Below are 22,595 nucleotides of genomic sequence, written 5' to 3' on the forward strand. Positions count from 1 at the left end.
CGTGGGGTTCAGGGGCGAATGAGGGCTTTGAGGACCTGGCGGTCGGCCATGGCCCGGTAGGCGTCCGGGGTCTGATCGAGGGAGAACGTCTGGTCGAAGACGCGACCTGGGGCGATCGTGCCGTCGAGGACGTCGGGCAGCAGCTGCTCGATGTAGGCGCGGGCCGGGCTGGCGCCGCCGGTCAGGGTGATGTTGCGCATGAACTCGGCCGGGCCGATCGGCCCCTGCTCGTACTGGGGGACGCCCAGGCGGCTGATGGTGCCGCCGTCCAGGACCGCGCCCAGGGCGGTGTCGAGGGCCTGGCGAGTGCCGACGGCCTCGATCACCTTCTCCACGCCGCCGGTCAGCTCGCGGATGCGGGCGACGCCTTCCTCGCCGCGCTCGGCGACGACGTCGGTGGCGCCGAACTCGCGGCCCAGGCCGGTGCGTGCCTCATGGCGGCCCGCGAGCACGATCCGCTCGGCGCCGAGCCGCTTGGCGGCGATCACCGCGCACAGGCCGACCGCGCCGTCCCCGACGACCAGCACCGCATCCCCGCGGCCGACGCCGGCGGTGACCGCGCCGTGGTGGCCGGTGGTCATCACGTCCGACAAGGCCAGCAGCGACGGAACCAGAGCGGAGTCGGCGGCCGCCGGCAACTTCACCAGGGTGCCGTCCGCGTACGGGACGCGGACGGCTTCGCCCTGCCCGCCGTCGACGCCGTCGAAGCCGTACCGGCCGCCGTTCCGGCACGAGATGTGCAGGCCCTTGGCACAGTAGTCGCAGGTGTCGTCGCTGTAGGTGAACGGGGCGACGACCAGGTCACCCGCCTTCAGACCGGTGACGTGCGCGCCGGTCTCCTCGACGACGCCGAGGAACTCGTGGCCCATGGGGCGCCCGGTGTCGGTCGCGGGCATCGACTGGTACGGCCACAGGTCACTGCCGCACACACACGCGGCCACCGTGCGCACCACGGCGTCGGTCGGCTTGACGATCTTCGGGTCGGGCCGGTCCTCGACGCGGATGTCTCCGGCTCCGTACATCACTGCTGCACGCATGACAGGGGTACTCCAAACAGGGAAAGGACTGCCGCACCGAGCGGCGGCGGGGGAAGGCGGGCGTAAGAATCAGCGTTCGAGCATCCGCGCCTGAGCCTCGGTGTGGGTGTCGCCCGCGGCGGGCTGCAGGCTGCTCAGCTTGTGGATCTGCTCGCGCGTCAGCGTGATCCCGTCGGCGGCGGTGTTCTCCTCCACGCGGCTGACCCGTTTGGTGCCGGGGATCGGTGCGATGTCGTCGCCCTGGGCGAGCAGCCAGGCCAGGGCCACCTGCGCGGGTGTGGCGCCGACCTCAGTGGCCAGTGCCTGCACCTCGTCGGCGATCGCGAGGTTGCGCTGGAAGTTCTCACCCGTGAAGCGCGGGTTGTCACGCCGGAAGTCGGATGCGTCGAACTGGTCGGTGGAGCGGACGGTGCCCGTCAGGAAGCCGCGTCCGAGGGGCGAGAACGGCACCAGGCCGATGTTCAGCTCCCGCAGGACAGGCAGGATGCGCTCCTCGATCCCGCGCGTCCACAGGGAGTACTCCGACTGCACCGCGGTGACCGGCTGGACGGCATGCGCACGGCGGATCGTGTCCGGTCCGGCCTCCGAGAGGCCGAAGGCGCGCACCTTGCCCTCGGCGATCAGCTCGGCGACGGCCCCGGCGGTCTCCTCGATCGGCGTGTTCGGATCCACCCGGTGCTGGTAGTACAGGTCGATGTGGTCGGTTCCCAGCCGTTTCAGGGAACCCTCGACCGCGGTACGGATGTTGGCCGGGCCGGAGTCCAGGTTCCAGGCGCCGTCTCCACCATGGGAGACCAGGCCGAACTTCGTGGCCAGCACGACCCGGTCCCGGTGCCCCTTCAGCGCCCGGCCCAGCAGCTCCTCGTTGGCGTAGGGGCCGTAGATCTCGGCCGTATCGATGAGTGTGACACCCAGGTCCAGAGCCCGGTGCACGGTCCTGACCGACTCCGCCTCGTCGGTGCCGGAGCCGGTGTAGCCGTGGGACATCCCCATCGCGCCGAGACCGATCCGGGAGACTTCCAGGTCACGCAGCTTGATGTACCGCATCGCTTCTCTCCACGTCGTGGCCTACCCCGGCACCCTCACTCTCGCCGGACCGTGCCTGTTGTGGCTCTGGCGGCCGGCCGGAGTACCGGCGTCCTGCTCATTCACCTTGGCCCGGATGGCGTCGGTGTGGCAGGGCGGGCTCTTCGGGGGTAACGACAGGGCCCCCCTCTCATCTGCCCAGCGGGTGCCCAGCGGGTGAGACTGGAGTCATGGCAACCGAGAGCGCGAACAGTGAGGGCGCCGAGCTGGGCCGCTACCTGCGTGCCCGCCGCACCCAGACCAGCCCCGAACACGTCGGCCTCACCGTGGGCGCCGGTATTCGCCGCACCCCCGGACTGCGCCGCGAGGAGCTGGCCACCCTCGCCGGCATCAGCATCGACTACTACGTGCGCCTGGAGCGCGGCAAGGAGACCCGCCCCAGCCCCGCCGTCCTGGACTCCCTCGCCCGCGCTCTGCACATGGACGACCAGGAGCACCAGCACCTGCGCGAGCTCGCCGCCCGGGCCGCCCGCTACACCCCCGAACCGCCACCCGCGCCCAGCCGCACCGTGCGCCCCCACCTCAAGCTGCTGCTCGAATCACTGCGCCCGAACCCGGCCTACGTCATCAGCCGCAGCATGGACATGCTCGCCTGGAACCCCGGCGGCCTCGCCCTGTACGCGGGCCTGGACGACTGGCCGGCAAAGCACCGCAACCTCGCCCGGTACCTGTTCCTGCATCCCGCAGCCCGCGATCTGTTCACCGATTGGGACCGGCAGATCACCGCCTGCGTCGCCCGCCTGCGCGCCATCGCCGGCACGGCTCCGGACGCCCCCGACCTGACCAACCTCGTCGGCGAACTCCTGCTCAGGAGCCCCGACTTCGCGGGCCTTTGGGAACGCTACGAGGTGACCGGACGCAAGCCCGTCCACAAGACCTTCCAGCACCCCCAGATCGGCACGGTCACCCTCACCTCGCAGTCACTGCACGTCGAAGGCACCCCCGGCCAGCGCATCGGCGTCTACACCGCCGAACCCGGCAGCCCCGACCACGACGCCCTGCTGCTCCTGGACATGGCCGCACCTCGACCGGCCCACGCTCCCGAGCCGGCCACCCCGAGAGCCGCCGGCCCGTCGTAAGACGTCAGAGCCTGCTTCCTAGCCTTGGCGCCCCGGAGGCCTGGCTGTCCGGTCAGGTCTGGTTCACGACCATGTAAGGGTCGCTGCATTCCATGTGAGTGTGACGGCGTCGCCGTTGAGAAGTTTGTCTCCGAAGACGGTGACCTGCCGGACGACGTCGATGAAGCGTTCGGGGTAGCCGGTTGCAGCGGCCTTGTCGGCGACGCCAGGCGGTATAGGAGGCCTGGCGGCGCTCGCCGAGGTCGGTGATGGTGGTGCTGAGGGGTTTCAGGGTGATGTCGCGGTGTGCGGCGGTGGCGGTCAGCGCCGTGGTGAGTTCTTGGCCGTCGAGGTCGTTGAGGGTGAGCAGACGGTAGAGGTCGCCGTAGTCGCGGTCGCGGGTGTTGAGATCGCCGAGTGAGATGGCGGTGGAGAGTTTTTCGGCGATGACGGTGGCGAGTGGGTAGCCGAGGATCTTGAAGCTCTCCGTTGTGAGCTGCTGCGGGTAGTCGACGATCTGGGGACCGGGGGTGACGGGGTCTCCGAAGCTGACATCCAGTTGGAGCTTGAGTCGCGCTCGGGCGATGGAGGCGGCCATGGACAGGCGCAGGCCGTGGTACTCGTCCTCCTCGCGGATGGGAACCGTCTTGAGCGTCGTGGGATCGAATACGACTCCGTCGTCGATCTCGGTGGCGGCGATGACTGCGATCCTGTGGATGATCTCGGTTTCGTCGCCTGGGAACGAGCGGCCGAGGATGTCGATGTCGCGGGTCGTTCGACGCGCGCCGAACTGGGCGAGCAGCAGGCCGCCCTTGAGGATGAAGTGTTCGCGGCCAAGGGGCGATGAGGCCAGGCGGTAGAGAAACCGTTCGAGGATGTACTCGACCATGACCTCGTCCGTGGACCGGCTGTTGCGGCGGGCCAAGTTGCGCAGGTCGTTGTAGACGCGGCCGGCGGTGGTGTCGCGAGTGGGGTTGGCCATTAGGCGAGCACCGCCTCTACGGCGGGGCGGACGACGGAGAGAGCGCCCAACTCGCGCGCGATTTGCTGGAGTTCGCTGACTCCGCCGCGTCCGCTCCGGCGCAGGTAGCGGCCGAGTGCGGACAGGGCGAGGGTCTCGCCGATGCGGCTGCGGTGTCGCATCGCGTCGACGACGCTGCGGGCCGCGTTGTACACGGGGATGGTCTCTCCCGGGGCTACTTCGAACCGCTCGGCGCCGAGGCTGAAGGTCTTCGAGGCGTACTGCGCCACCACGGTCGGAGGGTAGGCAATCGTGGGGCGCCGCGCACCGCGCGGCACGGCGATGTGGACTGCTGCGGGGATGTCGTCGATCAGCTCATGCAGGGCCAGGGCGGACTCGCCGCACACTACGGCGCGAGGGGCCCGCGCACACACGGCCAGCAGATCCCCGTGCGCGGTTTCCGGGGCGTCTGCCCGCCGGTACACCCCACGGGACAGTTCGTCTATCTCTCCTTCCGTGATCAAGTGCGCCAGATCGCGAGGGGAGAGCAGCGCTTGACGCGCCTGCGCCGTCGTGAACGTGGGGGAGAGGCCGGCCAGCCGCTGCTCCAAGCGCGAGTTTCCCGCAGCACTCATGTATCGAATAGTACCCCTCTAGCGCCCTCATGGGATCGATTTGATGCATGCCGGTGGCGACTCATGGTCAGGGTGGATCCGAACAGGGGTCGAGGGTGCCACGAAGGCCCTGACAGCGCCGAACACGCTGGCCAGGGCCTGTTCCCTAGCACTCGATGATGTTCACCGCGAGCCCGCCCCGGGCCGTCTCCTTGTACTTGACGCTCATGTCGGCGCCCGTCTCCTTCATGGTCTTGATGACCTTGTCCAGGGAGACCTTGTGGGAGCCGTCGCCGCGCATCGCCATCTTCGCCGCGGTGACCGCCTTCACCGCGGCCATGCCGTTACGCTCGATGCAGGGGATCTGCACCAGGCCGCCTACGGGATCGCAGGTGAGGCCGAGGTTGTGCTCCATGCCGATCTCGGCGGCGTTCTCGACCTGCTCGGGGGAGCCGCCGAGGACCTCGGCCAGCGCGCCCGCGGCCATGGAGCAGGCGGAGCCGACCTCGCCCTGGCAGCCGACCTCGGCGCCGGAGATGGAGGCGTTCTCCTTGAAGAGCATGCCGATGGCGCCCGCCGCCAGCAGAAACCTCACCACGCCGTCCTCGTCGGCGCCCGGGACGAAGTTGATGTAGTAGTGCAGGACGGCCGGGATGATGCCGGCCGCGCCGTTCGTCGGGGCGGTGACGACGCGGCCGCCCGCGGCGTTCTCCTCGTTGACCGCCATCGCGTAGAGCGTGATCCACTCCATCGCGTGGGCCAGCGGGTCACCGTCGGCGCGCAGCTGGCGGGCGGTGACGGCCGCGCGCCGGCGCACCTTGAGACCGCCCGGCAGGATGCCCTCGCGGGACATGCCGCGCGCGACGCACCCCTGCATCACGCCCCAGATGTCCAGCAGGCCCTCGCGTATCTCCTCCTCGGTGCGCCAGGCCCGCTCGTTCTCCAGCATCAGCGAGGAGATCGACAGGCCGGTCTCCTTCGTCAGGCGCAGCAGCTCGTCGCCCGTGCGGAAGGGGTGCTTCAGAACCGTGTCGTCCAGCACGATGCGGTCGGCGCCGACCGCGTCCTCGTCGACGACGAAGCCGCCGCCCACCGAGTAGTACGTCTTGGTGAGCAGCTCCGCCCCGGAGGCGTCGTACGCCCATATCGTCATGCCGTTCGCGTGGTACGGGAGCACCTCGCGACGGTGCAGGATCATGTCCGTGTCGTAGTCGAACGCGATCTCGTGGTCGCCGAGCAGCCGGAGCCGGCCCGTCGCCCGGATCTTCTCCACGCGCTCGTCGGCCGTCTCCACGTCCACGGTGCGCGGCGAGGAGCCTTCCAGGCCGAGCAGCACCGCCTTCGGGGTGCCGTGGCCGTGGCCGGTGGCGCCGAGCGAGCCGTACAGCTCGGAGCGGACGGAGGCGACGGACTCCAGCAGGCCCTCGTTGCGCAGCCGGCTGGCGAACATGCGGGCCGCGCGCATCGGGCCGACCGTGTGGGAGCTGGACGGGCCGATGCCGATCGAGAACAGGTCGAAGACCGAGATGGCCACGGAAACTCCTCAATACGGGTGGTGCATGGGGTGCGGGGTGTCGCGCCCACCTACGAGTGTGCGCGACACCCCGCGAAAAGGAACTACGGGACTACTGACCCAGACCGGGGTACAGCGGGTGCTTGTCGGCCAGGGCCGTGACCCGGGCCTTCAGAGCGTCCGCGTCGTACGACGGCTTCAGCGCCTCCGCGATCACGTCCGCGACCTCGGCGAAGTCCTCGGCGGTGAAGCCGCGGGTGGCCAGAGCCGGCGTACCGATGCGCAGGCCCGAGGTGACCATCGGCGGGCGCGGGTCGTTGGGGACCGCGTTGCGGTTGACCGTGATGCCGACCTCGTGAAGGCGGTCCTCGGCCTGCTGGCCGTCCAGCTCGGACTCGCGCAGGTCGACCAGGATCAGGTGCACGTCGGTGCCGCCCGACAGGACGTTCACGCCGGCCTCGCGGGCGTCCGGCGCGGTCAGCCGCTCGGCGAGGATGCGGGCGCCCTCGACCGTACGGCGCTGGCGCTCCTTGAAGTCCTCGCTCGCCGCGACCTTGAAGGAGACGGCCTTGGCCGCGATCACGTGCTCCAGGGGGCCGCCCTGGAAGCCCGGGAAGACGGACGAGTTCAGCTTCTTCGCGAAGTCCTTCTTCGCGAGGATGATGCCGCCGCGCGGACCGCCGAGCGTCTTGTGGGTCGTGGAGGTGACCACGTCGGCGTACTCGACCGGGTTCGGGTGCAGGCCCGCCGCGACCAGACCGGCGAAGTGCGCCATGTCCACCCACAGGTACGCCTCGACCTCGTCGGCGATCCGGCGGAACTCGGCGAAGTCCAGCTGGCGGGGGTACGCCGACCAGCCCGCGATGATCACCTTGGGGCGGTGCTCCTTGGCGAGCCGCTCGACCTCGGCCATGTCGACCAGGCCGGCCTCGTCCACGTGATACGCGACCACGTCGAACTGCTTGCCGGAGAAGTTCAGGCGCATCCCGTGGGTCAGGTGGCCGCCGTGGGCCAGGTCCAGACCGAGGATGGTGTCGCCGGGCTTGGCCAGCGCGAACAGGGCGGCCTGGTTGGCGGAGGCGCCCGAGTGCGGCTGTACGTTGGCGTACTCGGCGCCGAACAGCTCCTTGACCCGGTCGATGGCGATCTGCTCGGCGACGTCGACGTGCTCGCAGCCGCCGTAGTAGCGGCGGCCGGGGTAGCCCTCGGCGTACTTGTTGGTGAGGACCGAGCCCTGGGCCTCCATGACCGCGACCGGGGCGAAGTTCTCGGAGGCGATCATCTCCAGCGTGGACTGCTGGCGACGCAGCTCGGCGTCGACCGCGGCGGCCACGTCCGGGTCGAGCTCGTGCAGGGGCGTGTTCAGAAGCGACATGCGGTGATGACTCCTCAGCCAGCGATGAAGGCGTCGTACTCGTCGGCGGAGAGCAGCTCGGCCGGCTCGTCCGCGACGCGTACCTTGAACAGCCATCCGCCCTCGAACGGGGCGGAGTTCACCAGCGCCGGGTCGTCCACGACGTCCTCGTTGACCGCCGTGACCTCACCGCTGACGGGGGAGTAGAGGTCGCTGACCGACTTGGTCGACTCCAGCTCGCCGCAGGACTCGCCCGCGGTCACCGTGTCACCGACGTCCGGGAGCTGGACGAAGACGACATCGCCGAGCGCGTTGGCCGCGTGCTCCGTGATGCCGATCGTCGCCACGCCGCTCTCGGTGGCCGACAGCCACTCGTGCTCCTTGCTGTACCGCAGGTGCTGGGGGTTGCTCATGGGCTGAATTCTCCTGTATGCGGGGGAGTGCTGGTGACGGGGGTGCTGCTGAAACCGCAGGTGAGCAGGGGGGATGTGCCTGGCATCACAGCGGGAGGGGCCGGACGGGCCGGCGCGGCGGACCGGCGGGACACCGGGCGCGGGGCCGGCCGGCTCTCGTCAGTCTCTACTTCCGGCGCTTGTAGAAGGGCAGCGCCACGACCTCGTACGGCTCGTGGCTGCCCCGGATGTCCACGCCGACGCCCTCGGTGCCCGGCGCCGCGTGCGCCGCGTCGACGTACGCCATGGCGATGGGCTTGCCCAGCGTGGGGGAGGGGGCGCCCGAGGTGACCTCGCCGATCACCTCACCGCCGGCGACGACGGCGTACCCGGCGCGCGGGACGCGGCGGCCCTCGGCGATCAGGCCGACCAGGACGCGCGGCGGGCTGGACTCGGCGCGGGCGGCGGCCTCGGCGAGCGCCTCGCGGCCGACGAAGTCGCCCTCCTTCTCGAACTTCACCACCCGGCCGAGCCCGGCGTCGAACGGGGTCAGCGAGGTCGACAGCTCGTGCCCGTACAGCGGCATGCCCGCCTCCAGGCGCAGCGTGTCGCGACAGGACAGGCCGCAGGGGACCAGGCCGACGCCCTCGCCGGCCTTGGTCAGCGCCTGCCACAGCTCGACGGCGTGCTCGGGCGCGACGAACAGCTCGAAGCCGTCCTCGCCGGTGTAGCCGGTGCGCGCGATCAGGGCCGGGACGCCGGCGACGGTGCCGGGCAGACCGGCGTAGTACTTCAGGCCGTCGAGGTCGGCGTCGGTCAGGGACTTCAGGATGCCGGGGGACTCGGGGCCCTGGACGGCGATGAGCGCGTAGGCGTCGCGGTCGTCGCGGACCTCGGCGTCGAAGCCCGCGGCGCGCTCGGTCAGCGCGTCGAGGACGACCTGGGCGTTGGAGGCGTTGGCCACGACCATGTACTCGGTCTCGGCGAGCCGGTAGACGATCAGGTCGTCGAGGATGCCGCCGTCCGCCCGGCAGATCATGGTGTAGCGGGCGCGGCCGACGCCCACGGAGGCGATGTTGCCGACGAGGGCGTGATTCAGGAGCTCCGCCGCCTGCGGACCGGTGACGGTGATCTCGCCCATGTGGGAGAGGTCGAACAGACCGGCCTTCGTGCGCACGGCGTTGTGCTCGTCGCGCTCGGAGCCGTAGCGCAGGGGCATGTCCCAGCCGGCGAAGTCGGTCATCGTCGCGCCGAGCGAGCGGTGCAGGGCGTCGAGCGCGGTGTGCCGCGGCTGCGGGGACTGCGGGGACTGCGGGGACTGCGGGGACTCCGGAGACTGCGGGGAATCTGAACTGCTCATCGGTCGTACTCCCAGGGCGTGCGGGACGGGCGAGGTCGTTCCTCCCCATCTGTCATCGGAACCTGAGAGGTTCGCCCTGACCCACTCGGTGAGTGGGCACGACTTGCACCTTGGGTGGAGCCACTGTCGCAGCGGCCCGCTTTTCAGATGTGCCTCGCCCGCGCGGTAACGGTGCCTGAGAGATTCAAGGGAGGGACTTGCTCCTTCGGCGCCCCAGCGAGACGGACTGCTGGGAACTCTCCCGCGCGGATTCAAGCGGCCGGTATGCAGTTGGCGGGCACATCATTGCACGCCGGGCCGCGCCACGGCAGGTCCCGTCTGTGACCGGGTTGTGGCAGGACGCGCACCCCTCTGCGACGCGCCGTTCATTACCTTCTCTTTACACTCTGGGGGCAGAGGACCACCAGACCGCAAGGGGAGGACGAGCACCGTGAACAGGATGACGGCGTACGCCACGACGACCGGCCTCGCACTGCCGGAGCACCCGGCCGCCCCGGCCGCCCGCGGGCACCGCGGCGCGCGCCCGGTGCCGGTCGTCCGCGACCTGCGCGAGCGCGCCGGGCGCAGCCCGCACGGCCTGCTCTTCGGCCCCCGGGACCTGGTCGTGGTCACCGGCCTGCCCGGCAGCGGCAAGTCGACCTTGATGGCCCGGGCGGTGCGCGGCATCCGCGTCGACTCCCAGGACACCCGCGATTCCTGGGACGTCCGGATGCCCGGCTTCCTGCCCTACGCCGTCTACCGCCCGCTGGTCCGCCTCGCCCACTACGCCCGGCTGCGCCGCGCCCTGCGCTCCGGCGAGGGTGTCGTCGTGCACGACTGCGGCGCCCAGACCTGGGTACGCGCGTGGCTCGCCCGCGCGGCCCGCCGCCGCGGCGGCACCCTGCACCTGCTGCTCCTCGACGTTCCCCCGGACGCGGCGCGCGCGGGCCAGCGCGCTCGGGGCCGCCGCGTCTCCCGCTACGCGTTCCTGCGCCACCGCCGGACGGTAGGCCGCCTGCTGGCCGCGGTCGAGAAGGGCGTCCTGCCCGAGGGCTGCGGCTCGGCGGTGCTGCTGGACCGGGCCGCGGGCGACGTGCTGCGCAGGATCGCCTTTGTGCGGGAAGGCGGCCGGGACGATGAGGAGGCCGGCGGCCTGACGGACCGCGCGAGCCGGGCATGCCGGGCGGCCGGTCGGCCTCGTGCCGGCGGCCGATCGGGCTGATCGTCGGGCCGGGCGGCCCCGCGCGGGTCGAGCGGGCCGCCGAGTCGAACAGGCGAAGGAGCCCTCCAGGCAGCCACGCGGACCCGTTAGCCTTTCGGCACACCAGTGGTTCTCAGCAGGCGGTAGAGCAGATGGACTTCCCGGCGGACATTCCCGCGGACTTCCCGGCACAGGCACATCCCCATCCGCACGGCGGATGGCCCGGCAACGAACTGGAGGAGGTGCTGTCGGCCTCCCTCGGCGTACCGGCGGCGGGCGGCCGGATCCTCGAGGTGCTCGGCCGCAGCTTCCTCTGGGTGCCGCTGCCAGGCGGCGGCGGCCCGCACAGCGGTCCGCTCGACCTGCCCGCGCTGGACATCGACGGCCAGGCGTACGTCCCGGTCTTCAGCTCCGAGGAGCAGTTCCGCCAGGTGACCGGCTCGCACATGGCGTACACCATCGCGCCCGCCGTGGAGTTCGCGCGCGGCCTGCCCCCGCAGGTCGGCCTCGCCATCAACCCCGACGGCGTGGTCGGCATACCGCTGCCCCCGGACGCGGTGGCCGAGCTGTGCCGCGGAGGCCGCGGCGAGCTCGACGGACCCGCCGGCGGCGCCCGGGTCCGCCTCTTCGAGCCGGACTGGCAGGACGACCCGGTCGACTTCCTGGCCGCGGCCTCCGCCGAGTTCGGGGCGACCGGCGTCGTCACCACCGCCCGCCGCTGCCTCGCGGCGATCGAGGGCGCAGACCCGGTGATGTTCGTCGGCGTCGAACTCTCCCAGTGGGAGGGCGACTTGCGGGCCCTGCCACTGGAGGCCCTGGGGCGGGCGCTGGCCAACGTCCCGGTGCGGTGGCCGGTCAACCTGGTTCTGCTGGACGTCGCCCAGGACCCGGTGGGCGACTGGATGCGCGGCAGCGTACGGCCCTTCTACCAACGCGGTCACTGATCCGCCCCTCCGCCGACGCGCCGTCAGCCCCTGTCGGGGAGGCGACCGCTGTCGGCGGAGCCACTTAAGCTGATTCCCTATCCTGGGCGACTTCTCGAGGGGCGGTACAACAGGTGAGCGTGAGCCCGAGCGGCAGCGACACCGCGACCGGACAGGTCGAGCACATGCTGCGCCAGGTGACGCCGGGGCGTTACGACGCCTACGAGGCGCTCCTCGGCGCGCTCGCGACCCCCTCCTCCGGCCAGATCTGGATGCTGCTCTGGCACGGCCAGGCCGGCTCCCCCGACGCCCAGTACGGGAAGATGGAGGTCGACGGCCACGGCTACGTCCCCTGCGTCACCTCCGCCCAGGAACTGGCCGCCAGCGGCTGGAACCGGTCGTACGAGGTGGTCGACGGACTCGACGCCGCCCGCACGCTCTACCCCGACCACCACGGCCTGTGGCTCAACCCGCACGCCCCCGGCGGCGGCGTCGGCATCCCCTGGCTCGACCTGCGCCGCATCGCCACCGGACTGGACCGCCAGCCCGCAGGCCCCCTGCGCCTGTCCGAACCGGCCATCGAAATCCCGCAGTTCTACGCCCTGCTCACGCAGAACGCCCACCGCACGCCGGCGATCCGCTCGCTGCGCCGCGCCTGGGTGCAGCCGGCGCTCGGCGCGCCGTACCTCGCCATCGGCCTGGACGTGTACGACACCTCGCCGCCCTCGGTCGACTCGGTGCGCGCGATGATGCAGCAGTCCGTCGGCGCCGTCCCGGACGGGCTGCCGGTGTCGACCGTCGTCATGACCGACGAGTACGACCCGGTCGTCATGTGGCTGCGCTCGGACTCCCGCCCCTTCTACGACCGCGAGGCCCACGCCGCGCCGCCGGCCCCGGCCGCCGGTTACGGCTATCCGCCCGTCCCGGGCCGGTACTGATCCCTGCCGGAACAGTGTGTGGAAGAGGGGCTCCGAGGCCCCCTCTTCGCGCGTAGAGCGAGTTGGAAAATACATGCATGTCGTATTGATCCAATTGCTCCCCGTCCGGCCCGCGTTACCCATCGTCCGGATAACGGAACCCCTCAACCCGCATCACGGTTGCGCATCCATTCGCCGTCGGCTCTGGCAAGAGATCGCCCCCACGTTGAAGACTCGCGCACCAGGGGTCTTCCGACCTCTTCGAACGACGGACTGATCACGCCGCTGTCGCGGCAAGTGCGGCCCGGCCACCGCCGGTTGAGAGGGGTCCCTGCCAGATGACGGCACCACTGCATGAGCCGACCACGGAGGCGGCCCCGAGCGCGGCCGAGGAAGCGGCGGTCGCCGGGGCGGGCGCGAAGGCCGTACAGGGACGCTCCCTGGGCCGGATCGCCTGGGAGCGTCTGAAGCGGGACAAGCTCGCCCTCAGCGGCGGTGTGGTCGTGCTCGTCCTCATCGTGATCGCCCTGCTCGCCCCGGTGATCACCCACCTGGTCGGACAGGATCCGGACCTCTATCACGAGAACCTGATCGACCCGCTGTTCGGCACCCCCAAGGGGTCGCTGGGCGGCATCAGCGGCGAGCACCTGCTGGGCGTCGAGCCGGTCAACGGCCGCGACATCTTCGCCCGCATCCTCTTCGGTGCCCAGATCTCCCTGCTGGTGGGCTTCCTGTCCGCCGTCGTCGCCGTCGTCCTCGGCACCGTGCTGGGCATCCTGGCGGGCTTCTTCGGCGGCTGGATCGACTCCTTCGTCAGCCGCATGATGGACGGTCTGCTCGCCTTCCCGCAGCTGCTGTTCATCATCGCGCTGGTCTCCGTCATGCCCAACACCATGCTGGGGCTGACCGGTTCCAACGTGCGCGTGTTCGTGATGATCCTGGTCATCGGCTTCTTCGGCTGGCCGTACATCGGACGCGTCGTGCGCGGTCAGACGCTCTCGCTGCGTGAGCGCGAGTACGTCGAGGCCGCCCGGTCGCTGGGTGCCGGACGCTTCTACATCCTGTTCAAGGAACTGCTGCCCAACCTCGTGGCGCCGATCATCGTGTACACGACGATGATGATCCCCACCAACATCCTCACCGAGGCGGCGCTCAGCTTCCTGGGCGTGGGCGTCAAGCCGCCCACGTCCTCGTGGGGCCAGATGCTCTCGACGGCGATCGACTACTACGACTCGGACCCCATGTACATGGTGGTCCCGGGTCTGGCGATCTTCATCACCGTCCTCGCGTTCAACCTCTTCGGCGACGGCGTGCGTGACGCGCTGGACCCGAAGGGCTCCCGCTGAACCGCCGTATCCCAAGCGTCCCGTGGCACCAGCACGGGGACTCATCTCAAACCGGAGGATCCGAGATCGTGACTACCCAACGCACCTCAGGGCGGCGCAAGCAGGCGCTGGCCGCTGCTGCCACGGTCGCCGCGCTGCTGTCCACGGCGGCCTGCGGCGGCGGCGACGACGGCAAGGGCGGCTCGGCCGGCGCCGCCGGCTACGACGCCGCCAACAACAAGGTCGCCCAGGCCTCCCTGGCCAAGAAGGGCGGCACGCTGAGGTTCGGTGGCGCCCAGGAGGCCGACTCGTGGGACACCACGCGCGGTTACTACGGCTTCATGTGGAACTTCGCGCGCTTCTACAGCCGTCAGCTCGTCACGACCAAGACGGAGGCCGGTGCCAAGGGCGCCGAGCTGACCCCGGACCTCGCGACCGGTCTGGCCAAGATCTCCGACGACGGCAAGACCTACACGTACACCCTGCGTGACGGTCTGACGTGGGAGGATGGCAAGCCGATCACGTCGAAGGACGTCAAGTACGGCATCGAGCGCGTCTGGGCGCAGGACGTGCTGTCGGGCGGCCCGGTCTACGTGAAGGACGTCCTCGACCCCAAGGGCGAGTACAAGGGTCCGTACAAGGACAAGTCCAAGGACAAGCTGGGTCTGAAGGCGATCGAGACGCCGGACGACAAGACCGTCGTCTTCAAGCTCCCGAAGCCCAACGCGGACTTCGAGGAGATGCTGGCCATGGTGTCGGCCTCCCCGGTCCGCCAGGACAAGGACACCAAGTCCAAGTACGGTCTGCACCCGTTCTCCTCCGGCCCGTACAAGTTCAAGTCGTACAGCCCGGGCAAGGACATGACCCTGGTCCGCAACACCGCCTGGAAGCAGTCCTCGGACCCGATCCGCAAGGCGTACCCGGACAAGATCACGATCAAGTTCTTCACGAACGCCAACGACCTGGACCAGCGCCTGATCAACGGTGACCTGGACCTGGACATCAACCAGACCGGCATGTCGCCGCAGGGTCGCACCATCGCCCTCAAGCAGCACAAGGGCAACCTGGACAACCCGATCTCCGGCTTCATCCGTTACGCGACGTTCCCGCAGACGGTGAAGCCGTTCGACAACATCCACTGCCGCAACGCCGTGATCTACGGCGCCGACCACGTGTCGCTCCAGACCGCCCGTGGCGGCCCGCTCGCCGGCGGCGACATCGGCACCAACATGCTGCCCCCGGGTGTCGCGGGCGGCGAGGGCCAGAAGTACGACCCGTTCGAGCTCAACGGTGCCAACAAGAACGGCAACGTCGCCAAGGCCAAGCAGGAGCTGAAGGCCTGCGGCAAGCCGAAGGGCTTCAAGACCACCATCGCCGTCCGCAACAACAAGCCGGTCGAGGTGGCCACCGCCCAGTCGCTGCAGGCGTCGCTGAAGAAGGTCGGCATCGACACGCAGATCGACCAGTACGACGGTTCGCAGTCCACCGGCATCATCGGCAGCCCTTCGAACGTGAAGAAGAAGGGCTACGGCATCATCATCATGGGCTGGGGCGCCGACTTCCCGACCGTCCAGGGCTACGGCCTGCCGCTGTGGGACAGCAAGTACATCCTTCAGAGCGGTAACAACAACTTCGGCATGATCAAGGACAAGGCGATCGACGGCCTGTTCGACAAGTACATCAAGTCGACGGACGACGCCGAGAAGACCAAGCTCGCCACCGAGATCAACCACAAGGTCATGGAGGGCGGTTACTACCTGCCCTTCGTCTTCGAGAAGTTCATCAACTGGCGCGGGGACAACCTGGCGAACGTGTACACGACCGACGCCTACAGCGGTCAGTACGACTTCGTCAACCTCGGCCTGAAGTCCGCGAAGTAACCCCGGCACACCCGCCGTACGGCACGAAAGGCAGGTGAAGGCCGGCGACGCGTGAGCGCGGGCCACCGGAGGAATCCGGTGGCCCGCGGTCCGCGGCGGGCCGAGAGCTGTGCTCGCTTACCTCATCAGGCGGCTGTTCGCCGCCGCAGTGATGCTCGTGGTCATCGTCATGGTGGTCTTCGGCATCTTCTTCCTGGTCCCCAAGTGGGTGGGCGTCGACGTCGCCCTGAGCTTCGTGGGCAAGCAGGCCGACCCGGCCGCCGTCGAGGGCGTGCGGGAGAAGCTCGGACTGGGCGACCCGGTCTACCTCCAGATCTGGGAGTTCTTCAAGGGCATCTTCGTGGGGCGCACCTACGCGGGCGGCGGAGACGTCGTCCACTGCGCCGCACCCTGCTTCGGCTACTCGTTCCGCAGCGAGCAGGCCGTCTGGCCGGTGCTCACCGAACGCTTCCCGGTGACCCTGGCCCTCGCGCTCGGTGCCGCCGTGCTGTGGCTGGTCTTCGGTGTCGCCGCGGGCGTCCTCTCCGCGCTCAAGCGGGGCAGCCTGTGGGACCGCGGTGCCATGATCGTCGCCCTGGCGGGTGTCTCGCTCCCCATCTACTTCACCGGTCTGCTCAGCCTCGCGATCTTCGCGTTCGGCCTGAAGCTGATCGACGCGCAGTACGTGCCGTTCGACCAGAGCGTCGGCGGCTGGTTCGGCGGCATGATCCTCCCCTGGATCACCCTCGCCTTCCTGTACGCCGCGATGTACGCCCGGATCACCCGCGCCACCATGCTGGAGATCCTCGGCGAGGACTACATCCGCACCGCCCGCGCCAAGGGCCTGCGCGAGCAGACCGTCATCGGCAAGCACGCCATGCGCTCGACGATGACCCCCATCCTGACCATGCTCGGCATGGACCTCGGCGCCCTCATCGGCGGCGCGATCCTGACCGAGACCACGTTCAGCCTCCCCGGCCTCGGCCAGAAGGTGCTGGACGCCATCAAGAACCAGGACCTGCCCTTCATCCTGGGCGTCACCCTGATCACTTCCCTCGCGGTGCTGATCGCCAACCTCGTGGTGGACATCCTGTACGCCGTGATCGACCCCCGAGTGAGGCTCTCATGACCGAACTCAGCAAGAGCGGCGCCGTGAGCGAGCCCGTCAGCGGCTCGCCCGCCCCCTCCGCATTCCTCGAAGTACGCGACCTGAAGGTGCACTTCCCGACCGACGACGGTCTGGTCAAGTCCGTCGACGGGCTCAGCTTCAAGCTGGAGAAGGGCAAGACCCTCGGCATCGTGGGCGAGTCCGGCTCGGGCAAGTCCGTGACCTCGCTCGGCATCATGGGCCTGCACACCGCCGGCCAGTACGGCAAGCGCAAGGCGCGGATATCCGGCGAGATCTGGCTGGACGGCACCGAACTGCTGGGCGCCAGCCCGGACAAGGTGCGCAAGCTGCGCGGCCGTCAGATGTCGATGATCTTCCAGGACCCGCTGTCCGCGCTGCACCCGTACTACACGATCGGCCAGCAGATCGTGGAGGCGTACCGGATCCACCACGACGTCGACAAGAAGACCGCCCGCAAGCGGGCGATCGAGATGCTCGACCGCGTGGGCATCCCGCAGCCGGACAAGCGCGTCGACAGCTACCCGCACGAGTTCTCCGGCGGTATGCGCCAGCGCGCGATGATCGCGATGTCGCTGGTCAACAACCCCGAGCTGCTCATCGCGGACGAGCCGACGACCGCCCTCGACGTGACCGTCCAGGCGCAGATCCTCGACCTCATCCGGGATCTGCAGAAGGAGTTCGGCTCCGCGGTCATCATCATCACCCACGACCTGGGCGTCGTCGCCGAGCTCGCCGACGACATCCTGGTCATGTACGGCGGCCGCTGCGTCGAGCGGGGCCCGGCGGAGAAGGTGTTCTACGAGCCCCGGCACCCCTACACCTGGGGCCTGCTCGGCTCGATGCCGCGCCTCGACCGTGACCAGCAGGAGCGTCTGATCCCGGTCAAGGGATCGCCGCCCTCGCTGATCAACATCCCGTCCGGCTGCGCCTTCAACCCGCGCTGCCCCTACGCCGACCTCCCGAAGGACAACGTCACCCGCACGGTCCGCCCGGAGCTGACCGAGGTCGGCAGCCGGCACTGGGCCGCCTGCCACATGTCGCAGGAGCAGCGGGAGCGTATCTGGACCGAAGAGATTGCGCCGAAGCTGTGAGCGAGAACCCCAAGGACACGGCGGTGACGATTCCCGCACAGAGCGAGGGCGAGGGCGTCACCCTCACCCAGGACGCCGCCCCCGGCGAGATCCTGCTCAAGGTGACCGGGCTCCAGAAGCACTTCCCGATCCGCAAGGGCCTGCTCCAGCGGCAGGTCGGCGCGGTCCGCGCGGTCGACGGCATCGACTTCGAGGTCCGGGCCGGCGAGACCCTCGGCGTGGTGGGCGAGTCGGGCTGCGGCAAGTCGACGATGGGCCGGCTGATCACCCGGCTGCTCGAACCGACCGCCGGTACGGTCGAGTTCGAGGGCAAGAACATCACGCACCTCGGCGTGGGCAAGATGCGCCCGCTGCGCCGTGACGTGCAGATGATCTTCCAGGACCCGTACTCGTCGCTGAACCCGCGCCACACCATCGGCACGATCGTCGGCGCTCCCTTCCGGCTCCAGGGCGTGACGCCCGAGGGCGGCATCAAGAAGGAAGTGCAGCGGCTGCTTTCGGTCGTGGGTCTCAACCCCGAGCACTACAACCGCTATCCGCACGAGTTCTCCGGCGGTCAGCGCCAGCGCATCGGCATCGCCCGCGCGCTCGCGCTCAACCCGAAGCTGGTCGTGGCGGACGAGCCGGTCTCGGCCCTGGACGTGTCGATCCAGGCCCAGGTCGTGAACCTGCTGGACGACCTCCAGGAGGAACTCGGCCTGACATACGTGATCATCGCGCACGACCTCTCGGTCGTCCGGCACGTCTCGGACCGGATCGCGGTGATGTACCTCGGCAAGATCGTCGAGCTGGCCGACCGGGACGCGCTGTACAACGCGCCGATGCACCCGTACACCAAGGCGCTGATGTCGGCGGTGCCGATCCCGGACCCGAAGCGGAAGAACGCGAAGAGCGAGCGCATCCTGCTCAAGGGCGACGTGCCCTCGCCGATCTCCCCGCCGAGCGGCTGCCGCTTCCACACCCGCTGCTGGAAGGCGACGGAGATCTGCAGGACGACCGAGCCGCAGCTCATCGAGCTGCTGCCCGGCCAGCGGGTCGCCTGCCACCACCCGGAGAACTTCGCCGACCAGGCCCCGCAGGACACGGTGCTGCTCACCGTCGCGAAGGAGGCGTCGGAGCTCGTGCCGGACGCGGTCCTGGAGGAGTCGGCGGAGACGTCGGCGGCGGTCGCGGCGGAGGTCGCGGAGGCCCAGGAGGAGGCCGCGGAGGAGGCTGTGGCTTCGGAGGAGGCTGTGGCTTCCGACGAGGCTGCGGAGGAGGCCGTGGAGGAGTCGGCTGCCGTCGAGGCGGAGGCCGAGGACGGGACCGAGGCTGCGGAGGAGACTCCCGCTGAGGCTGAGGCTGAGGCTGAGGCTGAGGCTGAGGCTGAGGCTGAGGCTGAGGCTGAGGCCCGCGCCGAAGAGGACGAGGCCGACGCGGAGGTTCTCGTCGACGACGAAGGCCGGTGCGCGGCGTGCGGCAGCGAGCCGACGCGGGGCCGTCCGCGGCGGGCGTCCGCCGAGGCCGGACCCGCGGAGATCGCGGAGACCGACACCGCATCCAAATCCGACGGTGCGCCGGAGGCCGACGGCACCGGCCCCCAGGAGCCCACCGGTAAGTGACGCTGGACACCCGCGCAGAGCCAGGCCGACCGGGCCCTTCCCAGTCACGACAGGGAGACCACCCCGGCCACCTGGCTTTGTAAGGTTCACGCACCCTGACAGGTGAGAATGTCAGGGTGCTCCAGCAACTGTTCTCCCCCTCCGTCCAGCACACGATCGATCTCGTCGGCATCTTCGTCTTCGCGATCTCCGGTGCGCTGCTCGCCGTGCGCAAGAACTTCGACGTCTTCGGCATCGCCGTCCTCGCCGAGGTCACCGCGCTGGGCGGAGGGCTGTTCCGTGATCTGATCATCGGCGCCGTCCCCCCGGCTGCCTTCACGGACCTGGGGTACGGCATCACGCCGCTGCTCGCCGCGCTCCTCGTCTTCTTCCTGCATCCGCACGTCGAGCGCATCCAGGTCGCGGTCAACGTCTTCGACGCGGCCGGCCTCGGCCTGTTCTGCGTCGCCGGGACGACCAAGGCGTACGAGTACGGCCTCGGACTCCCCGCCTCCGCGACCCTCGGCCTCGCCACCGCCGTCGGCGGCGGTGTCCTGCGCGACGTACTCGCCAACGAGGTCCCGTCCCTGCTGCGCTGGGACCGCGACCTGTACGCGGTGCCGGCGATGGTCGGCGCCATCATGGTGGCGCTGTGCATCCGCTACGACGTCCTGACCCCGTTCACCAGCGGCCTCGCGGCCCTCACCGCCTTCGTCCTGCGCCTGCTCGCGATGCGCTTCCACTGGCGGGCGCCGCGCGCCTGGAACCGCAGGTCGACGGTGACGGAGTAGGAGCACGCCGGGTCGGTCTGAGCGGCCGGACTCAGCAAAGCTACCGCTCAGTAATTTCCTGCTGTACGGTGCACGCATGCCAGAAGCAGCTATCGCATCCGACGCGCGTGCCGTCATCGGCGACAGCGAGTTCGACCGGGACACGGCACTCACCCGCCGCGAGCCCGGCGTCTACGACATCGACCTCTCGGCCGGCTGGACGATCATCAGCGCGGTCAACGGCGGCTATCTGCTGGCCGTGGTCGGCCGGGCCCTCGCGGAGACGCTCCCGCATTCCGACCCGTTCACGATCTCCGCGCACTACCTGACGGCGTCCCAGCCGGGCCCCGCGGTCGTGCGCACCGAGACCGTGCGCACCGGCCGCTCCCTCTCCACCGGCCAGGCCTCCCTCTTCCAGTACGACGAGCAGGGCGCCGAGGTCGAGCGGATCCGCGTCCTCGCCTCCTACGGCGACCTCGACGCCCTCCCCGACGACGTCCGTACGACCGCGACGCCGCCGGCGATCCCGCCCATGGACCAGTGCTTCGGTCCCCAGGACGGCCCGAGCCCGGTCAAGGGCAGCTCCGCCATCACCGACCGGCTGATGCTCAAGCTGGACCCGTCCACCCTCGGCTGGGCGCTCGGTTCCCCGTCCGGCAAGGGCGAGATGCGCGCCTGGTTCGGGCTGGCGGACGGCCGTGAGGCCGACCCGCTCTCGCTGCTGCTCGCGGTGGACGCCCTGCCGCCGACCGCCTTCGAGATGGGCCTGACCGGCTGGGTGCCCACGGTCGAGCTGACCGTGCACGTACGCCACCGCCCGGCGCCGGGCCCGCTACGGGTGTCGATCACCACCCGCAACCTGGCCGGCGGCTTCCTGGAGGAGGACGCCGAGGTCTGGGACAGCGCCGACCGGCTGGTCGCGCAGTCCCGCCAGCTGGCCCGGGTCAGGCTCGGCTGAGCGACGCCCAACCGCCGCGACCCCGCCAGGGGTTCTGTACGACAGGGGCGGCGCACCCGATCCAACGGGTGCGCCGCCCCTGTGTGTTGTACGGCTGTGTTGTTGTGCGTTCGTGGTCGTACGTCTGTGCTGTGCGTCGTCGCCGGTCAGTCCAGCCAGTGCCGGCTTCCGATGTGGATCAGCCGTAGCTGGCGGGTCGCGGCGTGGGCGACGCGCTCCCACTCCTCGGCCGACGGCTCCGTCCCGTCCGGGGTCTCCAGCGCCTCCATGAAGAGCGACGCGGTGCTGAGCAGCTGGTCGACGTAGAGGTGGCCGAGCATCAGCAGGTCGTCGCCGGTCCAGTCCGCGACCGCCGGGCCGTTGCTCAGCTCATCGCTCAACTCCCGTGCGAACCGCGACAGTTGCGCGCGGATCGCGTCCCGTACGGGCTGGACTCCGCCGTGCCGTTCGCGGGCGATGAAACGGATGTGGGCGGGGTGGCTCCGCACGTGCTGGGCGATCAACCGCACGGCGTGCGGGATGCGTTCGTCGTCGGACATGGACACCGTGGTGCGCACCATCGGGTGCAGGCTGCCCAGCGCCTCCTCCACGAGGGCCACGCCGAGATCGGCGGTGGAGTGGAAGTGCCGGTAGAAGGCGGTGGGGGCGATGCCGGCGGCGCGGGTGACCTCGCGCAGGCCCAGGCTGCTCAGGCTCTGGTCCTCCAGCAGCTCGAGCGCCGCGTCGAGAAGCGCCCGTCGGGTCTTCTGCTTCTGGGCCTGGCGGATGCCCACGGTGTGACTCATGTCATCCAGTTAACAACTGTTCTCCGTAATTGAAAAGCCGTGAGCGCGCTAGACTCAGAGTCAGTGAACAGTTGTTACTACAACCGTTCACCGACACGCTTTGCGAGTATCTCGGAGGGGGGATCGCATCCCATGCTCTTCATCGTCGCCGCGCTCCTGCTGTTCGGAGTCGTCCTGGGCTCCGTCGCTCACGCGCCGCTGTCCGTCACCGCCGTCGCCGCGGCCGTCATCGCCGTCTGGCTCGGTGTCTTCGCGCTCCGCGAGCGCCACGCCCGGCAGCGGGCCCGCGCCCGCGCCGTGCCGGTCAAGTAGCCCTCGATTCACATCCATCGACCCGACCGCCGGGAGTTGACCACCATGCACCTCACCGCACCGGCCGACCGTCGCACCGCCCCGCGCGACGCCGACGGGATGGCCGTCGCGTCGTTCATCCTCGGGCTCCTCGGCCTGCTCGTCCTCAACCTGGTCCTCGGCCCCATCGCCGTCGTCCTGGCCGGCGTAGCCCTGTGGCGGGGGACCGCCCGCCGCGGCCGCGCCCTGCTCGGCCTCATCCTGGGCCTCGCCGACCTGGTGGTCCTGGCGGCGTTCGTCCAGGCCGACCAGACGGTGTCCTGGAGCTTCTAGTTCCGTGGCCTCAGGGGCGCCTGAGGCCAGTGGTGTGACCGTCGATCCGTGCCGTGGTGGGCCCCCGTAGAATCGGGCT

At 69.9% G+C, this 22,595-nt stretch carries 22 protein-coding genes and 1 riboswitch; of the genes, 13 read left to right on the top strand and 9 right to left on the bottom strand.

All coding sequences use genetic code 11. The features are described from left to right. Nucleotides 1-8: 8 nt before the first annotated feature. Nucleotides 9-1,037, bottom strand: a complete 1,029-nt coding sequence (locus tag QFZ74_RS22155; RefSeq protein ID WP_307622553.1) for a zinc-binding dehydrogenase — start codon at nucleotides 1,035-1,037, stop codon at nucleotides 9-11. Between the two features lie 69 nt (nucleotides 1,038-1,106). Beyond that, nucleotides 1,107-2,084: an aldo/keto reductase gene (locus QFZ74_RS22160; RefSeq protein ID WP_307622554.1), complete on the bottom strand. Its 978-nt coding sequence runs from the start codon at nucleotides 2,082-2,084 to the stop codon at nucleotides 1,107-1,109. Between the two features lie 209 nt (nucleotides 2,085-2,293). Here QFZ74_RS22160 and QFZ74_RS22165 point away from each other — a divergent pair, with 209 nt between their 5' ends. Continuing rightward, nucleotides 2,294-3,202, top strand: coding sequence for a helix-turn-helix transcriptional regulator (locus QFZ74_RS22165; RefSeq protein WP_307622555.1), 909 nt, complete (start codon nucleotides 2,294-2,296; stop codon nucleotides 3,200-3,202). A gap of 52 nt (nucleotides 3,203-3,254) precedes the next feature. Here QFZ74_RS22165 and QFZ74_RS22170 read toward each other — a convergent pair whose 3' ends face one another. The 6 genes from QFZ74_RS22170 to gcvT all read right to left on the bottom strand — a co-directional run bounded on the left by QFZ74_RS22170 (nucleotide 3,255) and on the right by gcvT (nucleotide 9,375). Then, entirely contained in the window at nucleotides 3,255-4,163 is a 909-nt protein-coding gene (locus QFZ74_RS22170) for a nucleotidyl transferase AbiEii/AbiGii toxin family protein (RefSeq protein ID WP_307622556.1), read from the bottom strand. Further along, on the bottom strand, nucleotides 4,163-4,777 hold the full coding sequence (locus QFZ74_RS22175; RefSeq protein ID WP_307622557.1) for a type IV toxin-antitoxin system AbiEi family antitoxin domain-containing protein: 615 nt from the start codon (nucleotides 4,775-4,777) through the stop codon (nucleotides 4,163-4,165). Before QFZ74_RS22175 ends, QFZ74_RS22170 begins: the two co-directional genes overlap by 1 nt. 145 nt (nucleotides 4,778-4,922) lie before the next feature. Continuing rightward, on the bottom strand, nucleotides 4,923-6,290 hold the full coding sequence (locus QFZ74_RS22180) for an L-serine ammonia-lyase (RefSeq protein WP_307622559.1): 1,368 nt from the start codon (nucleotides 6,288-6,290) through the stop codon (nucleotides 4,923-4,925). Nucleotides 6,291-6,381: 91 nt separating this feature from the next. After that, the gene (glyA, locus tag QFZ74_RS22185; protein ID WP_307622560.1) at nucleotides 6,382-7,644 is read right to left on the bottom strand and encodes a serine hydroxymethyltransferase; all 1,263 of its coding nucleotides are present in this window, start codon (nucleotides 7,642-7,644) and stop codon (nucleotides 6,382-6,384) included. 14 nt (nucleotides 7,645-7,658) lie between these two features. Further along, complete coding sequence (gcvH, locus tag QFZ74_RS22190; RefSeq protein ID WP_307622561.1) at nucleotides 7,659-8,036, bottom strand: glycine cleavage system protein GcvH; 378 nt, start codon at nucleotides 8,034-8,036, stop codon at nucleotides 7,659-7,661. 166 nt (nucleotides 8,037-8,202) lie between these two features. After that, the gene (gene gcvT / locus QFZ74_RS22195; RefSeq protein WP_307622562.1) at nucleotides 8,203-9,375 is read right to left on the bottom strand and encodes a glycine cleavage system aminomethyltransferase GcvT; all 1,173 of its coding nucleotides are present in this window, start codon (nucleotides 9,373-9,375) and stop codon (nucleotides 8,203-8,205) included. A gap of 153 nt (nucleotides 9,376-9,528) precedes the next feature. Then, a riboswitch (glycine riboswitch) is annotated at nucleotides 9,529-9,629 on the bottom strand. Between the two features lie 185 nt (nucleotides 9,630-9,814). Between gcvT and QFZ74_RS22200 the strand changes: the two genes are divergently transcribed. The 10 genes from QFZ74_RS22200 (at nucleotide 9,815) to QFZ74_RS22245 (ending at nucleotide 21,107) form a co-directional block, all read left to right on the top strand. Then, nucleotides 9,815-10,576 (top strand): AAA family ATPase, encoded by a 762-nt coding sequence (locus QFZ74_RS22200; protein WP_307624242.1) that lies wholly within the window; start codon nucleotides 9,815-9,817, stop codon nucleotides 10,574-10,576. Between the two features lie 131 nt (nucleotides 10,577-10,707). After that, on the top strand, nucleotides 10,708-11,499 hold the full coding sequence (locus QFZ74_RS22205) for an enhanced serine sensitivity protein SseB (RefSeq protein WP_307622563.1): 792 nt from the start codon (nucleotides 10,708-10,710) through the stop codon (nucleotides 11,497-11,499). 119 nt (nucleotides 11,500-11,618) lie between these two features. Next, the gene (locus QFZ74_RS22210) at nucleotides 11,619-12,416 is read left to right on the top strand and encodes an enhanced serine sensitivity protein SseB C-terminal domain-containing protein (protein ID WP_307624243.1); all 798 of its coding nucleotides are present in this window, start codon (nucleotides 11,619-11,621) and stop codon (nucleotides 12,414-12,416) included. Between the two features lie 317 nt (nucleotides 12,417-12,733). Continuing rightward, complete coding sequence (locus tag QFZ74_RS22215) at nucleotides 12,734-13,741, top strand: ABC transporter permease (protein WP_307622564.1); 1,008 nt, start codon at nucleotides 12,734-12,736, stop codon at nucleotides 13,739-13,741. A 68-nt stretch (nucleotides 13,742-13,809) separates the two neighbouring features. Further along, complete coding sequence (locus QFZ74_RS22220) at nucleotides 13,810-15,600, top strand: ABC transporter substrate-binding protein (protein WP_307622565.1); 1,791 nt, start codon at nucleotides 13,810-13,812, stop codon at nucleotides 15,598-15,600. Nucleotides 15,601-15,709: 109 nt separating this feature from the next. Further along, nucleotides 15,710-16,708: an ABC transporter permease gene (locus QFZ74_RS22225; RefSeq protein ID WP_307622566.1), complete on the top strand. Its 999-nt coding sequence runs from the start codon at nucleotides 15,710-15,712 to the stop codon at nucleotides 16,706-16,708. Continuing rightward, nucleotides 16,705-17,799, top strand: a complete 1,095-nt coding sequence (locus QFZ74_RS22230) for an ABC transporter ATP-binding protein (protein ID WP_307622567.1) — start codon at nucleotides 16,705-16,707, stop codon at nucleotides 17,797-17,799. Before QFZ74_RS22225 ends, QFZ74_RS22230 begins: the two co-directional genes overlap by 4 nt. Nucleotides 17,800-17,822: 23 nt before the next feature. Then, nucleotides 17,823-19,400, top strand: coding sequence for an ABC transporter ATP-binding protein (locus tag QFZ74_RS22235; protein WP_307622568.1), 1,578 nt, complete (start codon nucleotides 17,823-17,825; stop codon nucleotides 19,398-19,400). 116 nt (nucleotides 19,401-19,516) lie between these two features. After that, on the top strand, nucleotides 19,517-20,170 hold the full coding sequence (locus QFZ74_RS22240) for a trimeric intracellular cation channel family protein (RefSeq protein WP_307622569.1): 654 nt from the start codon (nucleotides 19,517-19,519) through the stop codon (nucleotides 20,168-20,170). Between the two features lie 76 nt (nucleotides 20,171-20,246). Continuing rightward, nucleotides 20,247-21,107: a thioesterase family protein gene (locus QFZ74_RS22245; protein ID WP_307622570.1), complete on the top strand. Its 861-nt coding sequence runs from the start codon at nucleotides 20,247-20,249 to the stop codon at nucleotides 21,105-21,107. A gap of 146 nt (nucleotides 21,108-21,253) precedes the next feature. On the opposite strand, the gene QFZ74_RS22250 is transcribed toward QFZ74_RS22245, so the two are convergent. Next, nucleotides 21,254-21,892: a TetR family transcriptional regulator gene (locus tag QFZ74_RS22250; RefSeq protein WP_307622571.1), complete on the bottom strand. Its 639-nt coding sequence runs from the start codon at nucleotides 21,890-21,892 to the stop codon at nucleotides 21,254-21,256. Between the two features lie 132 nt (nucleotides 21,893-22,024). Between QFZ74_RS22250 and QFZ74_RS22255 the strand changes: the two genes are divergently transcribed. Further along, a complete protein-coding gene (locus tag QFZ74_RS22255; protein WP_307622572.1) occupies nucleotides 22,025-22,204 on the top strand; it encodes a hypothetical protein in 180 nt (59 codons plus the stop codon). Between the two features lie 45 nt (nucleotides 22,205-22,249). Further along, nucleotides 22,250-22,516, top strand: a complete 267-nt coding sequence (locus QFZ74_RS22260) for a DUF4190 domain-containing protein (protein ID WP_307622573.1) — start codon at nucleotides 22,250-22,252, stop codon at nucleotides 22,514-22,516. Nucleotides 22,517-22,595 lie beyond the last annotated feature (79 nt).

Origin of the sequence: Streptomyces sp. V3I7 (assembly GCF_030817495.1) — a bacterium.
In the GTDB taxonomy this organism is placed as follows: Bacteria; Actinomycetota; Actinomycetes; order Streptomycetales; family Streptomycetaceae; genus Streptomyces.